24 protein-coding genes and 1 riboswitch are annotated in these 26,404 nt (G+C 67.9%); of the genes, 7 read left to right on the forward strand and 17 right to left on the reverse strand.

What is annotated here, in order from left to right; genetic code table 11:
* Window positions 1-230: 230 nt before the first annotated feature.
* The 8 genes from ACYU98_RS09830 to ACYU98_RS09865 form a co-directional block, all read right to left on the reverse strand.
* Window positions 231-1,529 carry a prenyltransferase/squalene oxidase repeat-containing protein gene (locus tag ACYU98_RS09830; protein ID WP_460468030.1) on the reverse strand — a complete coding sequence of 433 codons (1,299 nt, stop codon included), beginning with the start codon at window positions 1,527-1,529 and terminating at the stop codon, window positions 231-233.
* 73 nt (window positions 1,530-1,602) lie between these two features.
* Window positions 1,603-1,732, reverse strand: a riboswitch (cobalamin riboswitch).
* Complete coding sequence (gene mrdA, locus ACYU98_RS09835) at window positions 1,728-3,803, reverse strand: penicillin-binding protein 2 (protein ID WP_460468031.1); 2,076 nt, start codon at window positions 3,801-3,803, stop codon at window positions 1,728-1,730. (Overlaps the previous riboswitch by 5 nt.)
* Window positions 3,804-3,810: 7 nt before the next feature.
* Window positions 3,811-4,299: a rod shape-determining protein MreD gene (gene mreD, locus ACYU98_RS09840; RefSeq protein ID WP_460468032.1), complete on the reverse strand. Its 489-nt coding sequence runs from the start codon at window positions 4,297-4,299 to the stop codon at window positions 3,811-3,813.
* Entirely contained in the window at window positions 4,296-5,129 is an 834-nt protein-coding gene (gene mreC, locus ACYU98_RS09845; protein WP_460468033.1) for a rod shape-determining protein MreC, read from the reverse strand. Before mreC ends, mreD begins: the two co-directional genes overlap by 4 nt.
* Window positions 5,130-5,136: 7 nt before the next feature.
* Window positions 5,137-6,465: an aminotransferase class III-fold pyridoxal phosphate-dependent enzyme gene (locus ACYU98_RS09850; RefSeq protein WP_460468034.1), complete on the reverse strand. Its 1,329-nt coding sequence runs from the start codon at window positions 6,463-6,465 to the stop codon at window positions 5,137-5,139.
* A gap of 13 nt (window positions 6,466-6,478) precedes the next feature.
* Window positions 6,479-7,507: a rod shape-determining protein MreB gene (mreB, locus tag ACYU98_RS09855; protein ID WP_460468035.1), complete on the reverse strand. Its 1,029-nt coding sequence runs from the start codon at window positions 7,505-7,507 to the stop codon at window positions 6,479-6,481.
* Window positions 7,508-7,557: 50 nt separating this feature from the next.
* Window positions 7,558-7,998 carry a hypothetical protein gene (locus ACYU98_RS09860; protein ID WP_460468036.1) on the reverse strand — a complete coding sequence of 147 codons (441 nt, stop codon included), beginning with the start codon at window positions 7,996-7,998 and terminating at the stop codon, window positions 7,558-7,560.
* A gap of 17 nt (window positions 7,999-8,015) precedes the next feature.
* Window positions 8,016-8,828 (reverse strand): alpha/beta fold hydrolase, encoded by an 813-nt coding sequence (locus tag ACYU98_RS09865; protein ID WP_460468037.1) that lies wholly within the window; start codon window positions 8,826-8,828, stop codon window positions 8,016-8,018.
* Between the two features lie 112 nt (window positions 8,829-8,940).
* On the opposite strand from ACYU98_RS09865, the gene ACYU98_RS09870 reads away from it, so the two are divergent.
* On the forward strand, window positions 8,941-9,483 hold the full coding sequence (locus tag ACYU98_RS09870; RefSeq protein ID WP_460468038.1) for a MarR family winged helix-turn-helix transcriptional regulator: 543 nt from the start codon (window positions 8,941-8,943) through the stop codon (window positions 9,481-9,483).
* 75 nt (window positions 9,484-9,558) lie between these two features.
* Here the strand turns inward: ACYU98_RS09870 and ndk are convergent, their stop codons facing one another.
* The 6 genes from ndk to ACYU98_RS09900 all read right to left on the reverse strand — a co-directional run bounded on the left by ndk (window position 9,559) and on the right by ACYU98_RS09900 (window position 16,573).
* Complete coding sequence (gene ndk, locus ACYU98_RS09875; protein ID WP_460468039.1) at window positions 9,559-9,987, reverse strand: nucleoside-diphosphate kinase; 429 nt, start codon at window positions 9,985-9,987, stop codon at window positions 9,559-9,561.
* Between the two features lie 10 nt (window positions 9,988-9,997).
* Window positions 9,998-10,402, reverse strand: coding sequence for a DUF4233 domain-containing protein (locus tag ACYU98_RS09880; RefSeq protein ID WP_460468040.1), 405 nt, complete (start codon window positions 10,400-10,402; stop codon window positions 9,998-10,000).
* Between the two features lie 58 nt (window positions 10,403-10,460).
* The gene (locus tag ACYU98_RS09885; RefSeq protein ID WP_460468041.1) at window positions 10,461-11,852 is read right to left on the reverse strand and encodes a bifunctional folylpolyglutamate synthase/dihydrofolate synthase; all 1,392 of its coding nucleotides are present in this window, start codon (window positions 11,850-11,852) and stop codon (window positions 10,461-10,463) included.
* Entirely contained in the window at window positions 11,849-12,352 is a 504-nt protein-coding gene (locus ACYU98_RS09890) for a GNAT family N-acetyltransferase (RefSeq protein WP_460468042.1), read from the reverse strand. Before ACYU98_RS09890 ends, ACYU98_RS09885 begins: the two co-directional genes overlap by 4 nt.
* A gap of 4 nt (window positions 12,353-12,356) precedes the next feature.
* Window positions 12,357-15,659: an isoleucine--tRNA ligase gene (gene ileS / locus ACYU98_RS09895; RefSeq protein WP_460468043.1), complete on the reverse strand. Its 3,303-nt coding sequence runs from the start codon at window positions 15,657-15,659 to the stop codon at window positions 12,357-12,359.
* Between the two features lie 341 nt (window positions 15,660-16,000).
* Entirely contained in the window at window positions 16,001-16,573 is a 573-nt protein-coding gene (locus ACYU98_RS09900; RefSeq protein WP_460468044.1) for a GAD-like domain-containing protein, read from the reverse strand.
* 72 nt (window positions 16,574-16,645) lie between these two features.
* Here ACYU98_RS09900 and valS point away from each other — a divergent pair, with 72 nt between their 5' ends.
* The 6 genes from valS (at window position 16,646) to ACYU98_RS09930 (ending at window position 23,371) form a co-directional block, all read left to right on the forward strand.
* Window positions 16,646-19,318 carry a valine--tRNA ligase gene (gene valS, locus ACYU98_RS09905; RefSeq protein WP_460468045.1) on the forward strand — a complete coding sequence of 891 codons (2,673 nt, stop codon included), beginning with the start codon at window positions 16,646-16,648 and terminating at the stop codon, window positions 19,316-19,318.
* 108 nt (window positions 19,319-19,426) lie between these two features.
* Entirely contained in the window at window positions 19,427-20,104 is a 678-nt protein-coding gene (locus ACYU98_RS09910) for a DUF4129 domain-containing protein (protein ID WP_460468046.1), read from the forward strand.
* Window positions 20,097-20,612 (forward strand): hypothetical protein, encoded by a 516-nt coding sequence (locus ACYU98_RS09915; protein ID WP_460468047.1) that lies wholly within the window; start codon window positions 20,097-20,099, stop codon window positions 20,610-20,612. Before ACYU98_RS09910 ends, ACYU98_RS09915 begins: the two co-directional genes overlap by 8 nt.
* Entirely contained in the window at window positions 20,609-21,571 is a 963-nt protein-coding gene (locus tag ACYU98_RS09920) for an AAA family ATPase (RefSeq protein WP_460468048.1), read from the forward strand. Before ACYU98_RS09915 ends, ACYU98_RS09920 begins: the two co-directional genes overlap by 4 nt.
* On the forward strand, window positions 21,561-22,850 hold the full coding sequence (locus ACYU98_RS09925) for a DUF58 domain-containing protein (protein WP_460468049.1): 1,290 nt from the start codon (window positions 21,561-21,563) through the stop codon (window positions 22,848-22,850). Before ACYU98_RS09920 ends, ACYU98_RS09925 begins: the two co-directional genes overlap by 11 nt.
* Entirely contained in the window at window positions 22,847-23,371 is a 525-nt protein-coding gene (locus ACYU98_RS09930) for a hypothetical protein (RefSeq protein WP_460468050.1), read from the forward strand. The genes ACYU98_RS09925 and ACYU98_RS09930 overlap by 4 nt, the downstream gene beginning before the upstream one ends.
* A gap of 53 nt (window positions 23,372-23,424) precedes the next feature.
* On the opposite strand, the gene clpX is transcribed toward ACYU98_RS09930, so the two are convergent.
* The 3 genes from clpX to ACYU98_RS09945 form a co-directional block, all read right to left on the reverse strand.
* Entirely contained in the window at window positions 23,425-24,699 is a 1,275-nt protein-coding gene (clpX, locus tag ACYU98_RS09935) for an ATP-dependent Clp protease ATP-binding subunit ClpX (RefSeq protein WP_460468051.1), read from the reverse strand.
* 244 nt (window positions 24,700-24,943) lie between these two features.
* A complete protein-coding gene (locus ACYU98_RS09940) occupies window positions 24,944-25,591 on the reverse strand; it encodes an ATP-dependent Clp protease proteolytic subunit (protein ID WP_460468358.1) in 648 nt (215 codons plus the stop codon).
* 29 nt (window positions 25,592-25,620) lie between these two features.
* Window positions 25,621-26,238 carry an ATP-dependent Clp protease proteolytic subunit gene (locus ACYU98_RS09945; RefSeq protein WP_460468052.1) on the reverse strand — a complete coding sequence of 206 codons (618 nt, stop codon included), beginning with the start codon at window positions 26,236-26,238 and terminating at the stop codon, window positions 25,621-25,623.
* Between the last annotated feature and the right edge of the window lie 166 nt (window positions 26,239-26,404).

A 26,404-nucleotide genomic window follows, 5' to 3' on the forward strand; every position in this document is an offset into this window, starting at 1 on the left:
GCGCGGCTCGGGTCGGCTTGAACCCGGCCGCGGTCAGCGCGTCCAGCGCCGTGGCATAGGACCCGCCCGCACACGCGGTCGTCACCGATCCACTCGGGAACTGCACGACGACCGAGACACCCGAACTGGTGGTGCAACCGGCCGCCTCACTCGAGGCGATCGGGCCGAACCCGATGGTGGCAAGGGCTAGACCGAGAACGGCTAGCAGGCGCACCATCGGGCGACGGTGATCAGCGACGACGGCGGCCATACAACACCGTTCCCGCACCCGCCGCGGCCAGTAGACCGGTCGCACCGGCGACCACAGCAAGGCCGCCCGAACCATCATCGGCGGCCGGACCGTCGGTCACGACCGGGGGTCCCGTCACGACCGAGGTGCTCGACGTGCTTGAGGTGGAGGAAGCGCTGGAACTGGACGGCGCGGTGGTCGAGGTAGTCGGCGCCGGGGACGTCGTGGTGGCAGTCGCGGTCGGCGACGAGGTCGAGCAGTTGACCGACGGGATCGCCGACGAACCGCCCGCGGTCACCGTGACATACGAAGCGCCGGTCAGCGCCAGCACAGCCTGCGTGGTGGTGCGGCTTTCCTGCCCGGTGGCGGTGCCCGAGGCGAGGCCGGTGCGGAACGCCGCGGCGTCGTAGGCGACCGCCCCGCGCAGCGCCTTACCGGCGGTGCAGGGGTACTGCAGGGTCTGAACGTACGAAGCAGCCTTGGCCGCGTTCGACGAGCGACCCGCGAGGGTGAAGGCAGCGGCGGCCAGGCCCGAGCTGTTGGCGTTCTCACCCGGCGTGGAAACGCCACCACCGACACCGCCATCGGCGCCCTGCTTCGAAGCGAGGTAGTTCACCGCGGAGGTGACATCGGCGCCCGACGCGGACAATCCCTGGACGGCGAAGGAGGTGACGTCGGTGTCGGCGACGCACGGGCTCTTGCCCAGGTCGAGCCGGAAGCCGCCATTGCTGCACTGCTGAGCCTTCAGGAACGACACCGCCGCGGCCGACGGGGTGACGCCCGCGCGCTTGAGCGCGATGAGCGCCCACGACTGGCTGATCGTGTTGGAGTAATCGCCGTAGGCAGACGCGTCCTTGAAATGACCGTCCGCGCCCTGCAGACCCTGCAGCTTCGCAATGAGGTCGACGCCGCCCTGCGAGCGCGGGTTCTTGCCGGTTGCCTCGAGCATCACGATGTATTTCGCGAGCGATCCGGCATAGGTCTCCCCCGCGGTGCCGACGTAGCTGGCCGCGTTGGCGGTGACATACGACGCGCTCGCGGCGAGCTCGCTCTGGGCCGACTTCGTCGCGGCGAGCGCCAGCACACCGTCGATCGTCAGGCCGAGGTCGTCATAGCTCTGACCGGCATAGGTGGTGACGAAGCGGTGGCCGCTGGCAGCCAGCGAGCTGCCGAGATAGCCAGCCGCTGCGGAAGCCGAGCTGGAGGTCGAGGAGGCGGCCTGGGCCGGCGTCGCGATGAGCAGCGCCAGAACGGACGCGGTTCCCGCGAGACCCGCGCGGGTGAGGGTGGTGGTGGCCATGATTCTTCTTCCAGATCCGGACCACGATGTCGATGCCTCGCCCTGAGACACTCGCCCGCAGTCCTCGACGGGGTTCGAGCCACCGCCTGATGGTGCTCCGGCTCGCCGATTGCTCGGCCTACGGTTGCGGGTCAGCGCCGGAATTTGACCGGCTTCCCCTTCGGGCGGTGTGGCGATCCGATGACCGCCGCGGTGAGTCTACCGCCCTGCCGCTGGGGTCGCTGCCGGTGAGAGGGTCCGCAACACGTCCCAGATCGCTCGCGCTGTGGGGGCGGCGGCGCTCGCTCCCGTTCCGCCCTGCTCAACCATGACTGCGACGACGTACTGCTTGCCGTTCTTGAGTTTCGGGCCATAGGAAACGAACCAGGCGGTGGCGTCCTTGCCGTAGACCTCGCCCGTGCCGGTCTTTCCGGACAGCGGGTAGGTGTCCAGCGGGAACCCGCGGAAGGCGGCGTACGCGGTGCCTTGGCTGCCGGTGACGACTTGCGAAAGTCCCTTGGCCAGAACGGGTTGCGCAGCCGCGGGGATCGCTACCTCGCCGATCCGCTTCGGCGTCACGGGCTGCGTCGTGGAGCCGTCCGGCGCCCGGGTGGCGGCGACCACGCGCGGCTGCCAGAGCGTCCCGCCGTTCGCGATCGCGCCGTACGCGGTCGCCATCTGTAACGGGGTGACCAACACATCGCCCTGGCCGATGGCGAAGTTGACCGCGTCACCGGCCTGCCACTGGTAGCCGACCGCGCAGTTCTCCTTGGCAAGCTGGGTGAAATACGCCGCCTGGGTCTTGTCCTTGACCTCGGGGTAGCCGCTGGTCGCCCGCCGGCAACTGGTCGCCTTCGTGTCGTTCCAGCGCTGCACCTTCCAGGCCCGACTCGGGATCACCCCGGCTGACTCCCCCGGCAGGTCGACCCCGGTCTTCTGCCCGAGGTGGAAGGAGCGCGCGCTATCGACGAACGGACTGTCGGTGGTCGCAGCCGCGTTGATGCCGCCCTCGGCCTGCCATCGCTGAAAGGCCCAGCGGTAAAAGACCGTGTCACACGACACCTCCAGCGCGGTCGTCATATTGATCGGTCCGAAGGCGACGGATTCGAAGTTCTTGAAGGTCCGGGCGCCGACGCGCACCGACGAGGAACAGTCGTAGGTGCCGTTCGGGTCGACGCCCGAACTGATCGCGGCCGGCAGGGTGATCCCCTTGAAAGTCGAAGCCGGCGGTTGCAGTTGGCCGACCACCCGATTCAGCAGCGGGTTGTGCGCGGTCGGCGCGCTCAGCGCCGCGTAGTCCGCCGAGCTGATGCCGCCGGTCCAGACGTTGGGGTCGTACGAAGGATTGCTGGCCATCGCGACGATGCCGCCCGAGGATGCGTCCAGGACCACCGCGGCTGCTCCAGTCACCGGGCTCTTGGCGGCTTTGAGTCGCGCGACCGTGGTGCTCAGGGCGTCTTCCGCGGCCCGTTGGACCGGCACCTCCAGGTTGGTGACGACATCTCGGCCGGCCGTCGGGTCGGTGGTGGAGACCGTACGAACCGGCAGTCCGCGCGCATCCACCGCGAGCACGCTGCTGCCCGGGGTGCCGCGCAGCACGGTGTCGTAGCTGCGTTCGAGTCCGGCCCGTCCGATGAGGTCACTCGCGGTCAGCTGCTTGTTCGCGGCCAGGTCGGCGCCATTGGTCGACCCGAGGTAGCCCAGCAGTTGGGCCGCATTCACGTTGTCCGGCGCCGGATATTGGCGCACCGGCACCTGCACCACCGACACCCCGCGGAACTCTTCGGGTCGCTCGAGCAGCGTCATTGCGCGGCCCGAGTCGACGTTGCGCAGGATCGGGATCGGCTCCACCGGGCTGCCGGCGAAACACACCGGCGGCGTGGGCGCACCCTTGCTGCCACACGGCATCGTGCGCTTCATCATCTCGATCGGATCGCCACCGAGCAGGCCCTGGATGCGGGTGAACAGCGCGCGGCCATGGTCCTTGCTGTCGGCCAGCACCGTGGGGTCGACGGTCAGCATCGTGATGGAGGTGTTGGTGACCAGCGGAGTGCCGTTCACCGCAAGGATGCGTCCGCGTGTGGCGGCTGTGGTGACGGTACGGGTGTTGATCTGTTGCGCGGCGGCGCGCATCTGCGGGCCGTCCACGACCTGAAGTTGGAACAACCGGCCGATCAGAACCCCGAAGACCAACAGCGCCACCATGAACAGCGCACCGATCCGGGCGACGTACGGAGAGCGCCGGGTACCGCGATGGGTGCTGGGATAGGTGATGTCGTCGCGGCGGAGCCTCATGGGTGACTCATGCCATCCCTCGATGGACGAACCACCGCTCCATCCGCAGCAGCGGCGGAACCAGCAGGGCTCCGGCGAGCGCAGTCAGCAAGACGAAGCTCAGCGCGCGCAGCGGTTCGACCGGCATTCCACTGGCCACCAGCGCCGCCGCCCGGCTGGCCTGCAACAGCGTCTCGGCAACGAGGACGACCAGCGCGGGCAGCAGGATGCTGACCCGCAGCGAGCGATGCAGTCCGCCGGCCACGGCGCCGACGGTGGCGTACGACAGCGCGCCGATGCCCAGTGGAGTCGAGCCGGGCGGTGTCAGGTCGACCAAGAGTCCGGTGGCCAGGCCCATCAGCGCGCCCGCTTCGGTCCCGCCGCGGAGCGCGACGGCCACGACCAGCACCGCCGCGATGTCGATCGGCATCCCGAACCGCGGCAGGACGGTGACGGTGAGCAGGGCGGCAAACACCACCAGGATGGCCCGCACCACGGTGAGGCGTTGTGGGATCACTGCGGGCCTCGTACGAGCGGCCGGGAGCCGACCTGCGCGGCCGGAAGCACGATCCCGACGGTGCCAAGACTTCCCATGTCGACCGCCGGACGAACGACCGCGGTGCGGGCGCCCTGTCCCCGGTCCGGGTCGACCGACACGACAGTTCCGACCGGCACACCCGCGACGTACGGGGTGTCGTCGACACTGCCCAGGGTTCGTACGGTGTCGCCCTTGGCCACCGCGTCCAGGCCCGCCACTCGGATCGTCAACGTTCCGGCGGAACGCGCCGGCAGTCCGGCGGGCGCCTTCGAACTCAGTTGCGCCAGAACGCCATTCGCTCCCACCTTTACTCCGACAACGCTGCTCGGGTCGGTGATCAGCTGGACCGTGCAGGACGTCCTGGCCACAGCGGTGACCCGGCCGACGAGCCCGCCCGCGGAGATCACTGTCAGGTCGGTGGTGATCCCGTCCCGGGATCCCGCGTCGAGGGTGACCTGCGCCGGCAGCGACGCGTCGGTGCCGGTCGACCACCCGATCACCTCCGCCGCCACGAAGACGCGCCCGTCGGCCGCCGCCGAGCCACGCAACGCGCGCAGCGCGGTGAGGGTGCGCGCGTTCTGCCCCGCATCGCCCGCCTGACTGCGCGCCGCGTCGCGCTCTCGGGTGAGCCGAGTGATCGTCGCGTCACGATGAGTGATCAAATTCGCGACCGGTGAGACCACGTCGGCCGCCGTGCTGCGCAGTGGCTCGGTGGCTCCCGGCGCGGCGCGATCGACGACGACCAGCAGCAGGCATCCGGCCACCCCGCCGGCGAGCACCCGCCGCCGGACGGAGGGACGGTAGGCCACGCGGCGGTCAGCCCGCCACGGCGGCGTCGCCGACGGTGAGGGCGTTGTCGAGGATCTGCAAGCCCTCGCGCAGCTGGTCGTCCGGGATGTTCAGCGCAGGAACGACGTGGATGCGGTTGTAATTCACGAACGGAAGCAGCCCGTTCTTCGTGCACTCGGCGACCACCGCGCTCATCTGCGAGCTCCCGCCGCCATAGGGCGCGAGCGCCTCGCGGGTCTGCGCATCCTTGACGAGTTCCAGCGCCCAGAAGGCGCCCACGCCACGCACCTCACCAACGCAGGCGTGCTTGGCGGCAATGTCGGCCAGGGCCGGTCCGATGATGTCCTTGCCGATCCGGGCGGCGTTCTCGACCATCCCTTCCTCGCGCATGACGGTCATCGTGGCGATTGCCGTTGCGCAGGCGAGCGGATGACCGGAGTAGGTGAGGCCACCGGGGTAGGGCTTGTCGGCGAAGGTCTCGAAGACCGGGTCGGAGATCATCACCCCGCCCAGCGGCAGGTAGCCGGAGGTGATCCCCTTCGCAAAGGTGATGAGGTCGGGCACCACGTCGTGTTGGTCGAGGGCCAACCACGACCCCGTACGGCCGAATCCGGCCATCACCTCGTCGGCGATGTAGACGATGCCGAACTCGTCGCACAACGCGCGAACGCCCTGCAGGTAGCCCGGCGGCGGCAGCATGATTCCCGCGGTGCCCGGGATGGTCTCCAACAGGATCGCGGCGATCGTCGAGGGCCCCTCGAGCTCGATGGTGCTGCGCAGGTGGGCGAGCGCGCGCTCGCATTCCTCCTGCTCGGTCGTCGCGTGGAACTCACTGCGGTAGAGGAACGGACCGCGGAAATGTACGACACCGGCGTTGCCATAGTCGCTCGCCCACCGGCGCGGGTCGCCGGTCGCGTTCAGCGCCGTCTGGGTTCCCCCGTGGTAGCTGCGGTAGCGGGTCAGCACCTTGATCTTGCCGGTGTGCAGGCGGGCCATCCGGATCGCGTGTTCGATGGCTTCGGCGCCGGCGTTGGTGAAGAAGGTGTAGTCAAAACCCTCCGGCGAAATCTCGGAGATCATCCGAGCCGCCTCGGAGCGTTCGGCGTTGGCGTGGGCCGGGGCGATGGTGCAGAGCTTCGCCGCCTGGTCCTGAATCGCCTTGACCACCTTGGGGTGCTGGTGGCCGATGTTGGTGAAGACCAGTTGACTGGTGAAGTCCAGGAAGCGGTTGCCCTTCTCGTCCCAGACGTAGGAACCCTCGGCGCGATCGACCACCATCGGCGAGATCTTGCGTTGCGCCGACCAGGAGTGGAAGACGTGGGCTCGGTCCAGCTGGTAGGCGCGTGACTCACTCATCTGTGTTTCTCCCTCAGTAGCGTTTGCTGTCGACCAAAACCCGGTGCAGCGTTGCGAACTCCTCCACGCATCGTCCCGAACCGTGCGCCACCGCGCGCAAGGGGGCGTCCGCCACGCGGACCGGAACCCCCAACTCGTGGCGCATCCGGGCGTCGAGGCCGCGCAGCAGGGCTCCCCCACCGGTCAGGACGATCCCGGTGTCGAGAACGTCACCAGCCAGTTCGGGTGGGCAGACATCCAGGGTGCTGCGCACGAGTTCACAAATCTGCAGCAGCGGTCCGTCTGTCGCCCGGCGCACCTCCTGGGAGGTGACGGTGACGGTCTTCGGCAGACCGCTGACCAGGTCACGGCCGCGGACACGCATCGTGCGCTCCTCGCGCAGCGGGAACGCGGATCCGACCTCGACTTTGATCTCCTCACTGCTGCGCTCGCCGAGCAGCAGTGCGTATTCGTTTTTCACGTACGACACGATCGCCTCGTCGATCTCGTCGCCGCCGACCCGGATCGACCGGGCCTGGACGATGCCGCCGAGGCTGATGACCGCGACATCGGTGGTGCCGCCGCCGATATCGACCACCATGCTGGCTGTGGGTTCGTCAACGGGCAGGCCGGCACCGAGCGCGGCCGCCATCGCCTCCTCGATCACGTAGACCCGGCGGGCACCGGCGCGGGTCGCGGCGTCCTCGAGCGCGCGCCGTTCCACCCCGGTGACCTCGCTGGGCACGCAGACGACCATCCGGGGGCGCAGCAACCGCGAGGGCCGCACCTGCGCGATGAAGTAACGCAACATCCGTTCGGCGACGTCGGCGTCGTTGATGACGCCGTCGCGCAACGGACGTACGACGTCGACGTGGCCGGGGGTCCGGCCGAGCATCTCCCGGGCCTGGTGTCCGGCGGCCAGCAGCTTGCCGGTGCCGACCTCGAGGGCCACCATCGACGGCTCGTCCAGCACCACGCCGCGACCCTGCTCGTAGACGATCGTGTTCGCCGTGCCCAGGTCGACCGCGAGGTCGCGCCCGGTGGGCAGCAGTCGACGAGTCACGGCGCGATCCTAGCCGCCTGCCCGACGCTCAGCCCCGACGACCGGCGGGGTCAGGGCGTCTCGTCACGACGGCGGAACAACTCGATCTCCTCCTGCAGTTTCCGGCACTGCTCGTGCGGGAAATCCTCGTCCGGACTCAGGGTCCGCCACTCCTTCTCGCCGATCCTGCCCATCGCAGTCAGGAAGGCCGTCGCGAAGTCCACGACGTCGCAGTCGGCCCGCAGCACGAGACCGGTGTCGGACTCCTGCACTCCGATCGTCCCGCCGCTGCCGACATCGTGTCTGCTGACCACGAGCAGGCAGGCAGCGGGCTCACGGGCCATCCGCGCGGAGCCGATGTTGCACAGCCCGGAGACCACCTCCCGCAGCATGGTCGCGACGTCCGCCGGGAAGGGAAGGATGCAGGAGAAGCTTCCCCGGTACGACCAGGCGCCCGCGTCGAGGCTGAACCGGCCCGTGCCGTAGCCGACCGCGTCGATCTCGACTCTCACCGGCGCAGCGTACCGACTCACCGTGACGCGTGGACCCACTCGCGCAGCAGCCGGGTGAACCGGTCGGGATGTTCCAGCGACGGCAGGTGCGCGGCGTCGGCCCACCGCTCCCGGCGTACGTCGGGCAGCGCCTGCGCCAGCCGCTGCGCCGCATCGTCGGTGGTGTCCAGGTCGTGGTCCCCGGTGAGCAGCAGCACCGGCACGGCGATCTCCCCGGCCCGCTCCTGCGGACCCGGGTCGAGCTCGCCGGGCTCGCGGTCGCCGATCAGCTCTGCGGCTTCGAAGGCGCGCCGCTGCATGGTCCGTACGCGGTCGGCGACGCCCGCTGAGACGACGGACTCCGTACGTCCGGAACCGACCACCCAGGTGGCGACGTTCGCCTCGACCGCGCCGTCGAGATCGCCCGCCTCCAGCGCCGCCCGCTCGGCCGCGAAGAAGGCCTCGAGGTCGTCGGTCAGCGTGACTAGCAGGCTGCCGCCGGGCGGTGCCAGCAGCAGGGAGGCGACCCGGTCCGGCGCGGTCAGGGCCACCTCGACGGCGACGCCCGCGCCGAAGGACGACCCGACGAGGTGCGCCCGCGCGATCCCCGCCTCGTCGAGCACGGCGAGGATGTCGTCGGCGTGACTCCACGCGCCCTCCGCGGGAGTGACGCTGTCGCCGTACCCGCGCAGGTCGAGGCGCAGCAGCGTCGGCTCGCCGCGCAGCGCGGCGACTTGGTCGTCCCACATCCGCCGATCGGCCACGCCGGCGTGGACCAGCACGACCGCGGGCGCGTCGGCGGTGTCGGCGGGCAACAGGTCGTACGCGATCCCGGTGGTGGTCAGCGGCACTGCGGGCTCCTCGGATTCGGCATCCGGCCAGCGTCGCGGAGTGATCGGGTGGGGGCAAGCGAATAAGCGCCGGTTATGAGCGGCCGCGGGGCGCTGGCACACTGGAACCGATATGAGTCCTTCCCGGAAGAAGCTCACCGCGAGTGAGCAGTACGAAGCCGAGGTCGCGGCGTACGTCGCCGCCGGTGGCAACGAGCAGGTGCAGCGGGTCGTGACCGCGCTGCAGAGCCTGACCCGCAAGATGTCGCAGTGGTACGGCTCCAACCTGCAGGACGTCGGGCTCTCCGGCGGCGAGTGGGCCGTCATCTCCCACCTGGCCCGCGCGGCCAAGGACTCCAGCACCACCCCCTCCCATCTGGCCGATGCGGTCTCGGTGGCGCCGTCGTCGATGACCCATCGGTTGGACAAGATGGCCGAGCGCGGGCTGGTGGAGCGCACCCCCGACCCGGACAACCGCACCCGGGTCATCGTGACCCTCACCAAGGACGGCTGGGAGATGTTCCGCCGCGTGGTGCGTGATTCCGACCTGATGGAGTCCGACGTGCTCTCCCGGCTGACCACGGGTCAGCGCGAGCAGTTGGCCAACCTGCTGGAGAAGGCGATCGCCGGACTGGACGACCTGGCTGCGACCCGCGACCAGAGCGTGGCCGGCTGACCGGCACACCACGAACAACGAGCAGCGGGCCCGGACGGAGACGTCCGGGCCCGCTGCTGTTGCGTACGGGGTGTGTCAGCCCTGGGGGAACCAGATGCCGATCTCGCGCTCGGCCGATTCCGGCGAGTCGGAGCCGTGGACGATGTTCTCCTGCACCTTCTTGCCCCAGTCACGGCCCAGATCGCCGCGGATGGTGCCGGGCGCGGCGGCGGTCGGGTCGGTGGCGCCGGCCAGCGACCGGAAGCCCTCGATGCAGCGGTGGCCCTCGACGATCGCGAAGGTGGCGGGGCCGCTGCTCATGAAGTCGACCAGCGGCTGGTAGAACGGCTTGCCCTCGTGTTCGGCGTAGTGCTGGGCGAGGCGCTCGCGGTCCGGGGTCGCGACCTGCAGGGCGACGAGGGTGTAGCCCTTCGCCTCGATCCGGCGCAGCACCTCCCCGCTGAGTCCACGGGCGAAGCCGTCGGGCTTGACGATGACCAGGGTGCGTTCGATCTGCGCGCTCACGTCGTACACCCTAGGCGGTGGGCTGATTCGCGCCGTCGCCGGCCGCGAACTCCCGGGTGAGCCGGTCCATCTTGGCGCCCTGCACCAGCGCAGTCACCCACAACGCCCCGAACACCAGGCCGACCACCAGCATCATGCCGACGATCGCGGTGGCGGCGAGGGTGAGCACCTCGATGATCCAGCCGAGCGTGATGCCCCACGACCGGCGCATCGAGCCGGCCGCGACCACGCACAGCACGGCGAGCACCGACCCCGCCCAGAGGTAGGCGGTGTGGCTGCCGTCGCCGGACGACTTCGCCAGGCTGTACGCGACCAGCGCGCCGAAGAAGAGCACCAGCGACTGCGAGCCGATGACGATGCCGGCGAACCGGCGGGTCATCTTCTCCTGGACGCCGGCAAAGGGAAGGTGCCTCACGTCGGGGCCCCCGCGAAGTATCGGAGCGACGAAGGAGCGGAGAACTTCGTGGGGTGACTCATGTGTCGGTCACCCCGAGTGCGGCGCGGACCTCGGCGGCGGTGACCACCGAACCGGTGGCCAGCACACCGCCGGCGACACCGCCCTGCTCGTCGGCCAACTGACCCGCACGGTCGATCGCGTCGACCAGGTTCGGCTCGACGTGGACCCGGTCCTCGCCGAAGATCTCCACGGCGAGCGCCCCGAGCACGGCCGGGTCGGTGGCGCGGTGGGAGGACGTACGGGTGATGACCACCTCGTCGAGCACCGGCTCCAGCAGTTCGAGCATCTGCTCGGCGTCCTTCTCGGCGAGGATCGCGATGAGTCCGATCAGCCGGGTGAAGGTGAACGAGTCGTTCATCGCCTCACGCAGCGCGCGGACGCCGCCGGGGTTGTGGGCCGCGTCGACCAGGATCGTCGGCGAGCGCCGGACGATCTCCAGCCGTCCGGGCGAGGTGACCTCGGCGAGACCGGCCTGCAGCACGTCACGGTCCAGCGGCTGCTCACCGCCGCCGAGGAAGGCCTCCACCGCAGCGATCGCGATGGCGGTGTTGTGGGCCTGGTGTTCGCCGAACAGCGGCAGGAACAGGTCGGCGTACTCCCCGGCCAGACCGCGCACGGTGATCTGCTGACCACCGACCGCCTCCTGCCGCTCGGTCAGACCGAAGGCCTGGTCCTCGCGCCGCAGATCGGCCTCGACCTGCTGCGCACGCTCGGCGATGATCTCGTCGACCTCAGGCTCCTGGCGGCCGATGATCGCGATCGAACCGGGCTTGATGATGCCCCGCTTCTCCTGCGCGATGTCCTCGATGCTGTTGCCGAGCAACCGCTGGTGGTCGAGTGAGATCGGGGTGATCACGGCCACCGCGCCGTCGGCAACATTGGTCGCGTCCCAGACGCCACCGAGGCCGACCTCGACGATCGCGACATCGACCGGGGCGTCCGAGAACGCCGCGTATGCGAGGACGACCAGCACCTCGAAGTAGGTCATTCGCGGTTCACCGGCGGCCTGCGACTCAGCGTCAACCATTTCGAGATAAGGGAGAACGTCGTCGTAGACCTCGATGAACCGCTCAGCCTCAATCGGCTTGCCATTCAAAGCGATTCGTTCACGCATGTCATGCAGGTGGGGCGAGGTGAACCGCCCCGTAGACAGCCCGGTCTCGCGCAACACGCGCTCGACGATCCGGGTGGTGCTGGTCTTCCCGTTGGTGCCGGTGAGGTGGATCATCCCGAAGTTGCGCTGGGGGTCGCCGAGCAGCTCCATGCACCGCGCGACGCGGTCCAAAGACGGTTCGGGGTTGTTCTCCGGGGTGCGCGCGAGGATGTCAGCCTCGATGTTTGCCATGCGCTTGCGCACGTCGAGTTTGCGTTCCGCCTCGACGGCCCGGGCATCCGGGCGACCGCTCATGAATTTCCTTCCAACGTCTTCTTGATCCAGATGGAGTCCGGAACCCCGGACCCGCCGTGTTCGCGTTCGAACTCGGTGAAGCCGTGGCGCTCGTAGAACCGGCCGGCGTCGACGTTGCCGTCCAGATAGGACAGTTGCGCCTCGGTGAAACCCTCGGCTCGTGCGCGGGCGAGGGCGCCTTCCAGCAGTTGGTGGCCGAGGCCATGACTCTGGAAGTCCGGCAGGACGTAGAGCTTCCAGATGTAGAAGTGGTGGTCGAGCGCGGAGAACGAAGTCATGCCGACGATGTCGCCGTTGACCTCGACCACCAGCACCTGCCGCTTACGGATCGCCGGAATGGTCGCCTCCGGCGTCCACCACTTCGCGAGACCCATCGCGACATAGTCCTTGCCGGCAATGGGGCCGTACGTCGCCGGCCAGGTCTGCTCCCCCACGGCGATGACGGCGTGCAGATCATCGCCGGTCGCTTCCCGCAGCACGACCGTGTGGCTTGCACTCATCGAACTACCCCTCGCCTCGTGGCTGGACCTTCTTCAGAATCACCGAACCGGTGAGTCCGTCGGACAACGTCATCGGCGTTCCCTGGGGCAACGGTTGACCCGCGCCGGCCGCTCCCAGTTGCACAGCCAGCGTCTCACCCATGATCAAACCCTGGTGCTCCAGCACCGCTTGCCAGACCGGTTCGTCACCGACGATGGCCAGGCTGATCCGGTCACTGATGTCGAGACCGGCATCACGGCGGGCCTGTTGCACCGCGCGTACGACATCTCGGGCGATGCCCTCCGAGCGGAGCGCGTCGGTGACTTCGGTGTCGAGAACCACGAAGCCGCCACCGGGCAACATCGCGGGCGCGCTCGATTCCGAGCCATCGGCGGAAACCACTGTCTCCAGGGTGAATTCGCCTTCCTGCAGCGCCAGCCCGCCGCTGGTGACGGTGCCGTCGGCCGCCACCGACCAGTCGCCGGACTTGCTGCCCTTGATCGCCGTCTGCACGTTCTTGCCCAAGCGCGGGCCGGCCGCGCGGGCGTTGACGGTCAGGCGGTGAGTGAGGCCGAAGTCCTCTTCAGACACGGTCGCAAGATCGAGCACCTCGACCGACTTCACGTTGATCTCGTCGGCGATGAGGTCGGCGAACGGCCGGACAACGTCGGGGTCGGAGACAACCACGGTGAGCTTGCTCAGCGGCAGCCGGACCCGCAACTGCTGCGCCTTGCGAACGCTGGAAGTCGTCGAACACACGGCGCGTACGCGGTCGGTCGCCGCGACCAGCGCGGCGTCGACCGGTAGGTCGTCGGGCACGGGCCAGTCGGTCAGGTGCACCGAACGGCCACCGGTCAAGCCTCGCCACACCTGCTCGGACGCGAACGGCAACAGCGGGGCGGCGAGCCGGGTGAACGTCTCGAGCACCGTGTAGAGCGTGTCGAACGCGGCCGTGTCGGTGTCGTCGCCGATCGACCAGAAGCGGTCCCGGCTGCGCCGGATGTACCAGTTGGTCAACACGTCGGCGAACCCGCCGAGCGCATCGCAGGCGCCGGCGATGTCGTAGCCGTCCAGCTGACCGGTAAGGGTCTCGGCCAGGTCATGCAGCTTGGCCAGCAGGTAACGGTCCAGGGTGTCGGTCGATTCGGTCGACCACTTCGCCTGGTAACCGGCGGCATTCGCGTAGAGGCTGAAGAAATACCAGCTGCTCCACAGCGGCAGCATCACCTGCCGTACGCCACCGCGAATGCCCTCTTCGGTGACGACCAGGTTGCCACCGCGCAGGATCGGGCTCGACATCAGGAACCAGCGCATCGCGTCGGCGCCGTCGCGGTCGAAGACCTCGTTGACGTCGGGGTAGTTGCGCAACGACTTGCTCATCTTCTGCCCGTCCGAGCCGAGCACGATGCCGTGGCAGATGACGTTCTCGAACGCCGGCTTGTCGAACAGTGCGGTGGCCAGGACGTGCAGCATGTAGAACCAGCCGCGGGTCTGCCCGATGTATTCGACGATGAAGTCGGCCGGGTAGTGGTGCTCGAACCAGTCAGCGTTCTCAAACGGGTAATGCACCTGGCCATAAGGCATGGAGCCCGAGTCGAACCAGACGTCGAGGACGTCCTCGACGCGGCGCATGGTCGACTGCCCCGTCGGGTCGTCGGGGTTGGGCCGCGTCAACTCATCGACGAACGGGCGGTGCAGGTCGGGGTTGCCATCAGCATCCAGCGGCAGCTTGCCGAAGTCCTTCTCCAACTCGGCGAACGAGCCATAGACGTCGACCCGCGGGTAGGCTGGGTTGTCCGACTTCCACACCGGAATCGGACTGCCCCAGAAGCGATTTCGGGAGATCGACCAGTCGCGGGCATTCTCCAGCCACTTGCCGAACTGGCCGTCCTTGACGTTGCCCGGGATCCAGTTGATCTCCTGGTTGTTGGCCAGCATCCGGTCCTTGAACGTCGTCACTGAGACGAACCAGGAGGAAACGGCCATGTAGATCAGCGGGTTGCGGCAACGCCAGCAGTGCGGGTAGCTGTGGTCGTACGTCTCGCGGCGCAGCAGGACCGTTCCGGGGCTCACACTCCCCGTGTCGCCCTCGCCCTTGGTGGCGGCCTTGAGGTGCTCGATGATGTGCGGGTTCGCGTCGAAGACCTGCATACCCTCGTATTCGGCCACCGGGAAGGTGAAGCGTCCGTCGGGGCCGACCGGGATCACGACCTGGATCCCCTCACGGTCGGTCACCGCCATGTCGTCCTCACCGAAGGCGCCAGCGGTGTGAACCAGCCCGGTGCCGTCGGTGGTCGTCACGAAGTCGGCCGGCACCACGCGGAACGCCTTGTCGTGGCCGGCGTAGTAGGTGAACGGCGGCGTGTACGTCGCGCCGATCAGGTCAGCACCCTTCACCCGGCGCACGACCTTCTGGCTCCAGTCAGCCTTGGCGTCCCCGAACAACTCCTTCGCGCACGCCGACACCCGCGCCTCCGCGAGGACGTACCGCTCGGGCTTGCCGGTGAACTCCGACTCGACGATCACATAGTCGATGTCCGCACCGACCATGACCGCCAGGTTCGCCGGCAGGGTCCACGGCGTTGTGGTCCACACGAGGAAGTGCACGCCTTCGAATTCGCCTGTGTCGCAGCGGTATCCGACGGTCACCGCGGGGTCTTGGCGGTTCTGGTAGACGTCGTCGTCCATCCGCAGTTCATGGTTGCTCAGCGGTGTTTCGTCGTTCCAGCAATAGGGCAGAACCCGGAAACCCTCGTACGCGAGGCCCTTGTCGTAGAGCTGCTTGAAGACCCACAGCACCGACTCCATGAAGGTGGGGTTTAGCGTCTTGTAGTCGTTCTCGAAGTCGACCCAGCGGCCCATCCGGTTGACGTAGGACTCCCACTCGGAGGTGTACTTCAACACCGAGGATCGCGCGGCCGCGTTGAACTGCTCGACCCCCATCTCGAGGATCTCGTCCTTGGTCTTGAGCCCGAGCTGCTTCATCGCCTCGAGCTCGGCCGGCAGCCCGTGGGTGTCCCAACCGAACCTGCGCTCGACCCGCTTTCCGCGCATCGTCTGGTAGCGCGGAACGACGTCCTTGGCGTAGCCGGTGAGCAGGTGGCCGTAGTGCGGCAGCCCGTTGGCGAACGGCGGACCGTCGTAGAAGACGAACTCGTTGGCCCCGTTCTCGCCCGGGTCGCGCTGGTCGATCGAGGCCTGGAAGGTGCCGTCCTCATCCCAATAGCGCAGCACCGCCTGCTCGATCGCCGGGAAGTTCGGGGTCGGCGAGACGCCCTGCTCGGCGGCATTCGGTTCGGCGGTGGGATCACCCTGGGGGTAGGTCATCTCGGTGGCTTCCTTCGCGGTTCGTACGGCTGCATCCTGCTGCCGAGGACGACGACACCGGGACTCGAATCCCGGTGGCACCGCGGTACCACCCCGCTTGTCGCGCCGTGACTGCTCACGGTGCGACCGCTTGTTCCTGAGCTATGACGGGCTCGTCCCGTCCGGGTCTACTGAGGCTCTCGCCCGTTCTTCCGGAAGCTTGCCGCTGATGACGGCTCAAACGCTGTGGTCACCAGTCTACGCACCACGCCGCCGCAAATCTGCGCGGGTTAACCGCATTTGCGCGGCCTATAGGCGCGGCAGATGTCGATAACCCGCGCGGATCTTGCTCGCGCGGCGGGTCAGCCCTGTCGCTGAGCAGCGGTGTCGCGGTGAATCGCCAGCAGCTGCTCGACACCGTTGCCCTTGTCGAGGGTGTCGGGAGCGACCCGGCCACCGAGTGAGAGCGGCGGGGTGAAGTAGTAGATCTCGCCCTCGCTCAGGTCGCCGAGCTTGGTGCGGGCGCCGCCGCGCGGACCCTCCAAGTCGGCCAGGTGGGAGGAGTTGCTGGGCAGGTGGTCGTTGAAGAAGCCGACCACGTCGGGCGCCACGAAGGTGTTGCCCAGGAAGTGCGGGTCGAGGCACTGCACCTGACCGTCGCCCTCGACGTGATAAATGTGACCAAAACTGCTGACTGCGAACGGCACGCTGCGCGAGTCACCCAGCCAGGCCTGCAGCACCGGCGCCCACACGCTCGGGTCAACCAGCGCGATGCGCTGCTCGCCATAGAACCCCAAACCATGCTCGGTCCAGAGCTCCACCAGTTCGTGCGGCGCGTTCTGCCGGGCGTACGACAAGAACGCCTCGCCGGGCTTGGTCACATCGGCGTCGGGGGCGTAAGTGTCGACGAAGCGCTGAACGGTGATCGCAGTCATGCCGACATGCTAACCGGGCACCCCCACAAACCCGGGTGATTGCACCCCGTCCGGGATGGGAACATATGACCCATGACTTTCGCCGCTGCCTCTCCCCGCGCCCTGGGTTCCATTCCGGACAAGCCCACCGTCGACGGCCTCGAGGACAAGTGGGGCCAGGTATGGCGCGAGCAGGACACCTACGCCTTCGACCGCGCCCGCGCGATGGACCTCCCCCGTGAACAGATCTTCGCGGTCGACACTCCCCCGCCGACCGCCAGCGGTTCGCTGCACGTCGGCCACGTCTTCGGCTACACCCAGGCCGATTGCCTGGCGCGCTACCACCGGATGCTCGGCAAAGAGGTCTTCTACCCGATCGGCTGGGACGACAACGGTCTGCCGACCGAGCGGCGCGTGCAGAACTACTACGGCGTACGCGGGGACGCGACCCTCCCGTACGACCCCTCGTTCGTGCCGCCCTTCGAGGGCGCCGATGGCAAGTCGGTCAAGGCGGCCGACCAGAAGCCGGTCGGTCGGGCGAACTTCATCGAACTCTGCGAGAAGCTCACCGCGATCGACGAGGTGTCGTTCGAGGAGACCTTCCGCCGCCTGGGTCTGTCGATCGACTGGAACGTGCAATACCGCACCATCGACGACCGTTCCCGCGCCGTGGCGCAGCAGGCCTTCCTGCACAACCTGCAGCGCGACGAGGCCTACCAGGCCGAGGCGCCCGGCCTGTGGGATGTCACGTTCCAGACCGCTGTGGCCCAGGCCGAACTGGAGGCGCGCGACTACCCCGGCGCCTTCCACAAGATCAGCTTCCACAAGCCCGACGGCTCCACCGTCGAGATCGAGACCACCCGGCCCGAGCTGCTCCCGGCGGTCGTGGCGCTGATCGCCCACCCCGACGACGAGCGCTTCCAGTCGCTGTTCGGTTCGACCGTCACCTCGCCGTTGTTCGGCGTCGAGATCCCGGTCGTGGCCCACGCCGCGGCTGAGCCCGACAAGGGTGCGGGCATCGCGATGTGCTGCACCTTCGGTGACCTGACCGACGTGCAGTGGTGGCGTGAGTTGCAGTTGCCGATCCGTTCGATCATCACCCGCAACGGCCGGTTGACCGGGGAGCTCCCCGAGTGGATCGCCGGCGGTCCGGGCGAGGCGCTCTATGTCGAACAGCTCGCCACCAAGACCGTCCACACCGCGCGCGAAGCCGTCGTGGCCGCGCTGCGCGAGTCCGGCGACCTGGTCGGCGAGCCGGTCAAGACCCAGCGCAAGGCGAACTTCTTCGAGAAGGGCGACAAGCCGCTGGAGATCGTCACCAGCCGGCAGTGGTACATCCGCAACGGTGGCCGCGACCAGGCGCTGCGCGACGCGCTCGTCGCCCGGGGCAGCGAGATCGACTTCCACCCCGACTTCATGAAACACCGCTATGAAAACTGGGTCGGCGGGCTGAACGGCGACTGGCTGGTCAGCCGGCAGCGCTTCTTCGGCGTGCAGTTCCCGGTTTGGTATCGCATCGATGCGGCCGGCGAGGTGCAGCATGACCAGCACCTCCTGCCCGACGAGTCGCGTCTGCCGATCGACCCGGCCAGCGATGTCCCCGACGGCTACGACGAGTCCCAGCGCGATCAGCCGGGCGGCTTCACCGGCGACACCGACATCATGGACACCTGGGCGACCTCATCGCTGTCGCCGCAGATCGCCACCGGGTGGCCGGTCGGCAGCGACCCGCTGGGCAAAAACGACGCCGAGCTGTTCGCCAAGATCTTCCCGATGGACATGCGGCCGCAGGGCCATGACATCATCCGTACGTGGCTGTTCGCCACCGTGGTGCGCTCTCACCACGAGCACGGCAGCATCCCCTGGACCGACGCCTCCATCAACGGCTGGATCCTCGACCCGGACCGCAAGAAGATGAGCAAGTCCAAGGGGAACGCAACCACCCCGATCGGCATGCTCGAAGCGAATGGCACTGACGCAGTGCGTTATTGGGCCGCGATCGCCCGGCCGGGAACCGACACCGTCGATGACCCGCAGCAGGTCAAGATCGGCCGCCGACTTGCCATGAAGCTGCTCAACGCCAGCAAATTCGCGCTCACGATGGGCGCGGAGGATGAGACCGTCGGCGGCGTCGACGCGATCACCGACCCGCTGGACCGGTCGATGATCGCCGGTCTGGCTAAGGTCGTGGAGCAGGCCACCGCGGCGTACGAAGCTTGGGACTACGCCCGCGCCCTCGACGTCACCGAGACCTTCTTCTGGACCTTCTGCGACGACTACATCGAACTGGTGAAGGACCGGGCGTACGGCGGTCGCGACCGCTCGGTCGACGGTTCGGTCAACCCCGCCGCCCCGTCTGCCCGGGCCGCGCTGCGCCTGGCCCTCGACGTACAGCTGCGGTTGTTCGCGCCGGTGCTCTGCTACTCCGCCGAGGAAGTCTGGTCCTGGTTCCAGGAGGGTTCGGTCCACCGCGCCGCCTGGCCGACCGTTGCCGAGCTGACCGATGCTGCGGGCGACGCGAGCGTTCTGCCCGCGGTCGGTGCGGCGCTGGCCGGGGTGCGCAAGGCGAAGTCCGACGCGAAGATGGGCATGCGCGCCGAGGTCGAAACGATCACCTTCGCCGGTCCGACCGAGACCCTCGACGGCGTTCGCGCGGGCGAGAACGACCTGCGCGCGGCCGGCAAGATCCTCGACCTCGCCTACGCCAACGAGGAGACCTTCGTGGTGCGGGATGCGCAACTGATCCCGCCGCCGCCGAAGAACTGACGCAAACAGTGGATCGACCCGGTCGAGGCGCAAACCGAGACCGGGTCGAAACCAGGTAGGAACCTCGCCCCGCGGCTCGAACCCCTCTCCCGGGGTTAAAGTCAGCCGGTGCGCAGGGGGAACGTCATCGCGGTGGCCGCAGCAGCCGGGTTCATCTGTGTCCTCGCTGTTGCGCTAGACCGTCCCGCGCTGGTCACCTATACCGACGTGACGCCGCCGAGCTACCGCTCGCCGACACCGAAGGCTCAGTTCACGCCGCCCTCGGGTGCCAGCAAGACCAATCCGCTGCCTGACATGAGCAGCTACGGGCCCGGCCTGAGCAAGCTGTTCGCCGCCGTGGCCGGCACCATCGTGATCGTCGCCATCTGCTGGCTCGCGATTGCGATCGTCCGGGCCCTGCGCAACCGGCGACGCCGCCTGCACACACCGGCCATCCCACTCGCCGCGCCGCTGGCGGAGATCGTCGCCGACTCGGTCGACCACGCATTGGCCGACCTGTCCCTCGGCAGCCCGGACAACGCGATCATCCGCTGCTGGGTCGGATTGCAGCAGGCCGCGCGTGAGGCCGGGGTCGAACCGCGCGAGAGCGAGACGTCGGCGGAGCTGACCCTGCGTCTGCTGGACGACCTCACGGTCGACCAAGCCGCCGTACGCCGACTGGCCGCGCTCTACCGCGAGGCCAGGTTCTCCTCCCACGCACTCACCGAGGACGACCGCGATGCGGCGCGCGAAGCGCTGACCGTCATCCGCCGTACGCTCGCAGACTCGGCGGTGGTCCATGGCTGATCTCCTTCGCGTCTGGTGGAAGAGAGCCGTCGCAGCGATCGTCATTGCGGTCGCGACGTGGTGGATCGCCGGGTTGGTCGGCTATCACTCCCGGCTGGCGGTCGACATCGCTCTCGCGCTGCTCATCGCTGCAGGCATCGGACTGACCCACCTCACGGGGCCGGCGTGGGCGGTCTCGATGCCCACCGCGCCGACGACCCGCACCCGCGCCGCGCTGACTCAGGACGCCCGGCTGTCCTACCTGCGCCGAACCCTGCAGGACACCGCGGCCAAGGAGACCCGAGCTGACACCCACCGAACATCGCCGATGGGCTTGCAACGCAGCCTGCGCGCCGTGGCTGCCCACCGCGCAAGCCAGCGGCTCGCTCGGCCGTTAGACCCGGAAGACCGCGAGACACTGGCCCACCATCTCGACCCTGTTTTGGCCGAATACCTCTGCCCGACAACGCCACCCCCCGTCGACGAACACCGACTCGACGACTTGATCCGACGAATCGAGAACCTGTGACCGACATCAGAAGCACTACCGAGCTCGCCACCAGTGTGTTGGATCAGGTGGAACAGATTGTGGTGGGCAAGCGGGCATCCTTGGAGATCGTCCTGGCCGCAATCCTCGCCGGCGGCCATGTCTTGCTCGAGGACAATCCGGGGCTGGGCAAGACCCTCGCCGCCCGGTCGTTGGCGCAGTCGTTGGGGCTTGAATTCAAGCGCGCCCAGTTCACCCCGGACCTGTTGCCCGCCGACCTCACCGGCGCCTACATCTACGACCAAGCGGCCAGCGAGTTCTCCTTCCGGCCCGGTCCGGTGTTCACCGGCTTGTTGCTCGCCGACGAAATCAACCGCACCCCGCCCAAGACCCAGGCCGCCCTGTTGGAAGCCATGCAAGAGCAACAGGTGACGATCGAAGGTCACACCTTCGCCCTCCCCCAGCCCTTCCACGTCATCGCCACCGCCAACCCGGTCGAATACGAAGGCACCTACCCGCTGCCCGAGGCCCAACTCGACCGATTCTTGGCGCGCGTGTCGTTCGGCTACCCGACGCCGGCCGAGGAAGTCGACGTGTTGCAGCGCCGCGTGGCCCGCCGCCAGGAATCGACCGAACTCGCCCCGCTGACCGATGCCGCCGGGCTGCGGCAGATGCAGCAAGTCGTGGAAGACGTCGAGGTCGAACCAACCGTCCAGAAATACTGCGTCGATCTGACCGCTGCCACCCGCAACCACCCACAGCTCATGCTCGGTGCGTCACCGCGTGGGTCGCTGGCGCTAATGCTCGTCGCCCGCGCGGTGGCGGTAGTCCGCGGCCGGGACTATGTCACCCCCGAGGACGTCAAGCGGATCGCCGTGGCGGTTCTCGGCCACCGCGTCACCGTCAAGCCGGAGTTGTGGATGGCGAACATCGCCGGGGCGAGCGTCGTACGAACCCTGCTCGACTCCGTGCCGGCGCCGCAGGCCGTCCATGAGCACTGAGGTCCGCGGATCCTGGGTTCCCGGCCCCACGTTTCTGGCCGGCACCCTCGCCGCGATCGGTTTCGCCGCTTTGGCGGTCTTGACCGGGCGGGCCGATCTATTGGTGCTCGCCATGCCGCTGATCGTCGTCGCCACCTGGTCCTACGCGCAGCGGCCCAGCGGCAAGCCGTCGGCGATGACCCAGATCGCCAACCGCACGCCGGCCGAGCAGGAGTCCGTCCGCTGGTCCGCCGACCTGAGCGACGCCGCTGGAGCCGAACAGTGGCACGTCGTCGTCGAGGACACACCCGGCGTGGTGTGGGACTCCGACCGACGCACCGCAACCTCCCTGCCCTCCAGCGGCGACGACACCATCGATCTGACCTTCGCGCTGCGCCGATGGGGTCCGGCCGAAGTCGGCTCCGCCGAGGCCGTCGCAACCTCGCCCTGGGCGGCGTACGTGTGGGGCCCGGCGCATCTGCCGGGGTCCGACCTGCGCGGACTGCCGCGCAAGGAGCCCTTCACCGGGCGGGCGCCCATCCCGCACCCGCTGGGCCTGGTCGGGCCGAACCGCAGCGCGCGCTTCGGCGACGGCGCCGAGTTCGCCGACATCCGACCCTTTCGCCCGGGTGACAAACTGCGCACCATCCACTGGCCGGTGACCACCCGCACCGGCGAACTGCACGTCCGAACCAGTTATGCCGAGCAGGACGCCGAGGTGGTGTTGGTGCTCGACGGCTCGATCGACATCGGCGGCCTCGGCGACACCGACAGCTCACTCGATCTGGGACTGCGCGCCTGCGCCTCCCTGTCGGCCTACTTCCTCGGGCGCGGCGATCGGGTTGGGCTCGACGTGATCGGAACAGGCGCCGTTCGGCACGTTCCCGTTTCGCTGGGCAGCCGGCAACAGCATCGGGTGCTCGACACCCTCAGCCGGGTGCGGGTCGGCCGGTTCACCGACTCCCGACCGGAGCTCGTACGCCTGCGGGTCTCCCCCGGCGCGACCGTCTTCCTGGTCTCCTCACTGCTCACTGCGCTGGGTGCGGCGATCGCGGCCGACCTCGCGCGCCGCGGCCTGCAGGTGATCGTGATCGACTGTCTCCCAACGGATCTCACCAGACCTGACGATGACATTTGGGATCAGCTGGCGCTGCGAGTCCGAACCCTCGAGCGACAGGCCGAGATCGACGGCCTGGCCCTGCACGGCGTGCCGATCACCCCATGGCGTGGCCCGGGCAGTCTCGATGCCGCCCTGCAGGTGCTCAGCCGACGGCCCCCGGCGAGAGTGCGGGCGCGATGATCCCCCGCCTCGACCGACTCGTACGGATGGATCCGGCAAGGGTGCGTGCGCTGGCCGCGATGCTCGTGGCCGCCGTCGCCTTCCACCTCTGCGCCATGGCCGCCGGTCACCCGTCGACATTCCTGTTGATTCTGCTGCTGCTCTGCGCGCTGGCCGTGGGCATCCGCACCGACGGCGCCACGGAGTCGCTGCTTTTCACGGTGCTCGGAGTGGACTGGTGGCTCTCGACCGATGGCCTCAGTTGGTGGAGCCTGCCGGCGGCGACCTGCCTGCTGGTCGTCCACAGCGCGGTCACGCTGGTCGCCTCTGGCCCCGACACCGCGCCCGTAGCGCGCGAGTTGGTGCTGCGCTGGGTGCGTCGTACGGCGACGGTCGCCGTGGGCTGCGCGGTCGGCGGGGCGATGTTGTTAGCCGCTCGCTCGGTCGGCGTTATCGGCAGTTGGTGGATCGTGCCGCTGGCCCTAGGGGTGCTGGCCGTGGTGACGGTCGCGTTCGCCGAGTCCGTTCGCGGTTCCGAGTAAAGGAAAAAGTGGTCGCTATTGCGACCACTTTCCTTTACTACGGATGTAGGGGGTCAGGCAGATTCCTTGCGGGAGGGGCGCTTGCGGCCCTCCCGGCGTACGACGGTCGGCAGCACGTTGTCGAGCACGACCTCGCGAGTGACCACGACACGAGCGATGTCGTCGTCGCTCGGAACATCGAACATCACCGGCAGCAGCACCTCTTCCATGATCGCGCGCAGGCCGCGGGCACCGGTTCCGCGCAGGGTTGCCTGCTCGGCCATCGCCTCGATCGCGTCCGGGGTGAACTCCAGTTCGACACCGTCGATCTCGAACATCTTCTGGTATTGCTTCACCAGCGCGTTGCGCGGCTCGGTGAGGATCGAGACCAGGGCGTCACGGTCGATCGGTTCGACGGTGGTGATCACCGGCAGTCGACCGATGAACTCCGGAATCAGACCGAACTTCATCAGGTCTTCCGGCAACACGTCGGCAAAGCTGGCCATCGGACCGCTGGACTTGCGCAGTTCAGAGCCGAAGCCCAGACCCTGGCGGCCGGCGCGGGACTCGATGATCTTCTCCAGTCCAGCAAAGGCGCCACCAACGATGAACAGAATGTTCGTGGTGTCGATCTGGATGAATTCCTGGTGGGGATGCTTGCGACCACCCTGCGGCGGCACCGACGCGCTGGTGCCTTCCAGAATCTTCAGCAGAGCTTGCTGGACGCCTTCGCCCGACACATCACGCGTGATCGAGGGGTTCTCGCTCTTGCGGGCGACCTTGTCGATCTCGTCGATGTAGATGATGCCGGTCTCGGCCTTCTTCACATCGAAGTCGGCGGCCTGGATCAGCTTGAGCAGGATGTTCTCGACGTCTTCACCGACATAGCCGGCCTCGGTCAGCGCGGTGGCATCCGCGATCGCGAACGGCACGTTGAGCATCCGCGCGAGGGTCTGCGCGAGATAGGTCTTCCCGCAACCGGTCGGGCCGATCATCAGGATGTTGGACTTGGCGATCTCCACCGACTCGGCATCACGCTTCGGCGCCTGCTCGGCGGCCTGGATGCGCTTGTAGTGGTTGTAGACCGCAACGGCGAGCGAGCGCTTGGCGTCGCCCTGACCGATGACGTATTGGTCGAGGAACTCGAAGATCTCGCGCGGCTTGGGCAGCTTTTCCAGCCCCAGCTCACTGGTCTCAGCGAGCTCCTCCTCGATGATCTCGTTGCACAGATCGATGCACTCGTCGCAGATGTAAACGCCAGGACCGGCGATCAGCTTCTTGACCTGCTTCTGGCTCTTGCCACAGAACGAGCACTTCAGCAGATCGCTGCTCTCTGTCATGCGTGCCACGAACGAACCTCTCTGGCTGCTACTTCGATGCGGTGATCCGATGGCACTTCGCCGTCGAACCTTCGGGCGAGGCTACCCCGCGGCACCGTCATCCCCTCTTATTGAATCCCGGTGTCGGCCGATTCGTCACGCTTGTCCGCTCAGGGCGCAATGCCGTGTCGTACGCAGGGCGTCGCCGCAGGCAACGAGCCCCCGGAACCGGGAGGTTCCAGGGGCTCGTTCAGCCATCACCGCAGCGTCAGACTCACGGCTGCAAGCTGGCCTTGCGCGAGGCAAGCACCTCGTCGATGAGGCCATATTCCTTGGCCTCGGCGGTGGTCAGAATCTTGTCGCGCTCGATGTCCTTCTCCACCTGTTCCTTGGTCCGGCCGGTGTGGTGGGCCAAGGTGTCTTCCAGCCAGTCACGCATCCGGAAGATCTCGTTTGCGGTGATCTCGAGGTCGGAGGCGGTTCCGCCCGAGCCCTCCATCGACGGCTGGTGGATCAAGATGCGCGCGTTCGGCAGAGCAAAACGCTTGCCCGGCGCACCAGCGCCCAACAGCACCGCCGCGGCCGATGCAGCCTGACCGACGACGAAGGTCTGCACGTCGGGCTGGATGTATTGCATCGTGTCGTAAATCGCGGTCAGCGCGGTGAAGGAGCCACCGGGACTGTTGATGTACATCAGGATGTCGCGGTCGGGGTCTTGCGACTCCAACACGATCAGCTGGGCGATGATGTCGTCGGCCGAGGCATCGTCGACCTGGACACCCAGGAAGATGATGCGGTCCTCGAACAACTTGTTGTAGGGGTCGGACCGCTTCATGCCGTATGAGGTGCGTTCCTCAAACTGCGGCAGGATGTAGCGGTTGCTCGGCGGCACATAGAGGCCGCCCTGCTGACTGGTGTTCATCTGGGCTCCCAGCGGGTTGAACGCGGTGGTCATGCCTGCACCTCTCCCGGTGCGTCAACCGAGCGCTCGAAGACGTGGTCCACGAAGCCGTATTCCTTGGCCTGAACGGCGGAGAACCACCGGTCGCGGTCGGAGTCCAGTTCGATCTGCTCGGGGGTCTGACCGGTGTGCTCGGCGATCAGACCGGCGAGCTCCTTCTTCATCCCCAGCAGCAGCTCTGCCTGCGTCTTGATGTCGGACGCCGTTCCGCCGATGCCGCCGGAGGGCTGGTGCATCATGATCCGCGCGTGGGGGGTGGCGTAGCGCTTGCCCTTCGCACCTGCGGAGAGCAGGAACTGGCCCATCGAGGCCGCGAGCCCCATCGCCACAGTGGCGACGTCGGGGGCAACCCAGTTCATCGTGTCGTAGATCGCCATGCCGGCGGTCACCGATCCACCCGGGCTGTTGATGTAGAGCCAGATGTCCTTGTCGGGATCTTCCGCGGCCAGCAGCAGCAGCTGCGCACAGATGGCGTTCGCGTTGTCGTCGCGGACGTCAGAGCCGAGGAAGATGATGCGTTCCTTGAGCAGTCGGTTATAGATCTGGTCGTCGAGGCCGCCCACCGGTTGGGTGGCCATCGCGACCGGCGCGTTCGTGCGCTCCGTCATCTCACTCCATCTTTCTTGTCGACGACTGGCCGACCGTCCATCAGGATCGATCGCCTGTCCGTGCTTCCACTGGACCCTAACGTCCGCCACCTCGGGTTTCGTCCCGGATCAGGGCGTTGTTCGCCCACAGCGCAATCGGGCTCGGCCCCCACCACTACGCCGGCGT

The organism is Calidifontibacter terrae (assembly GCF_054778835.1).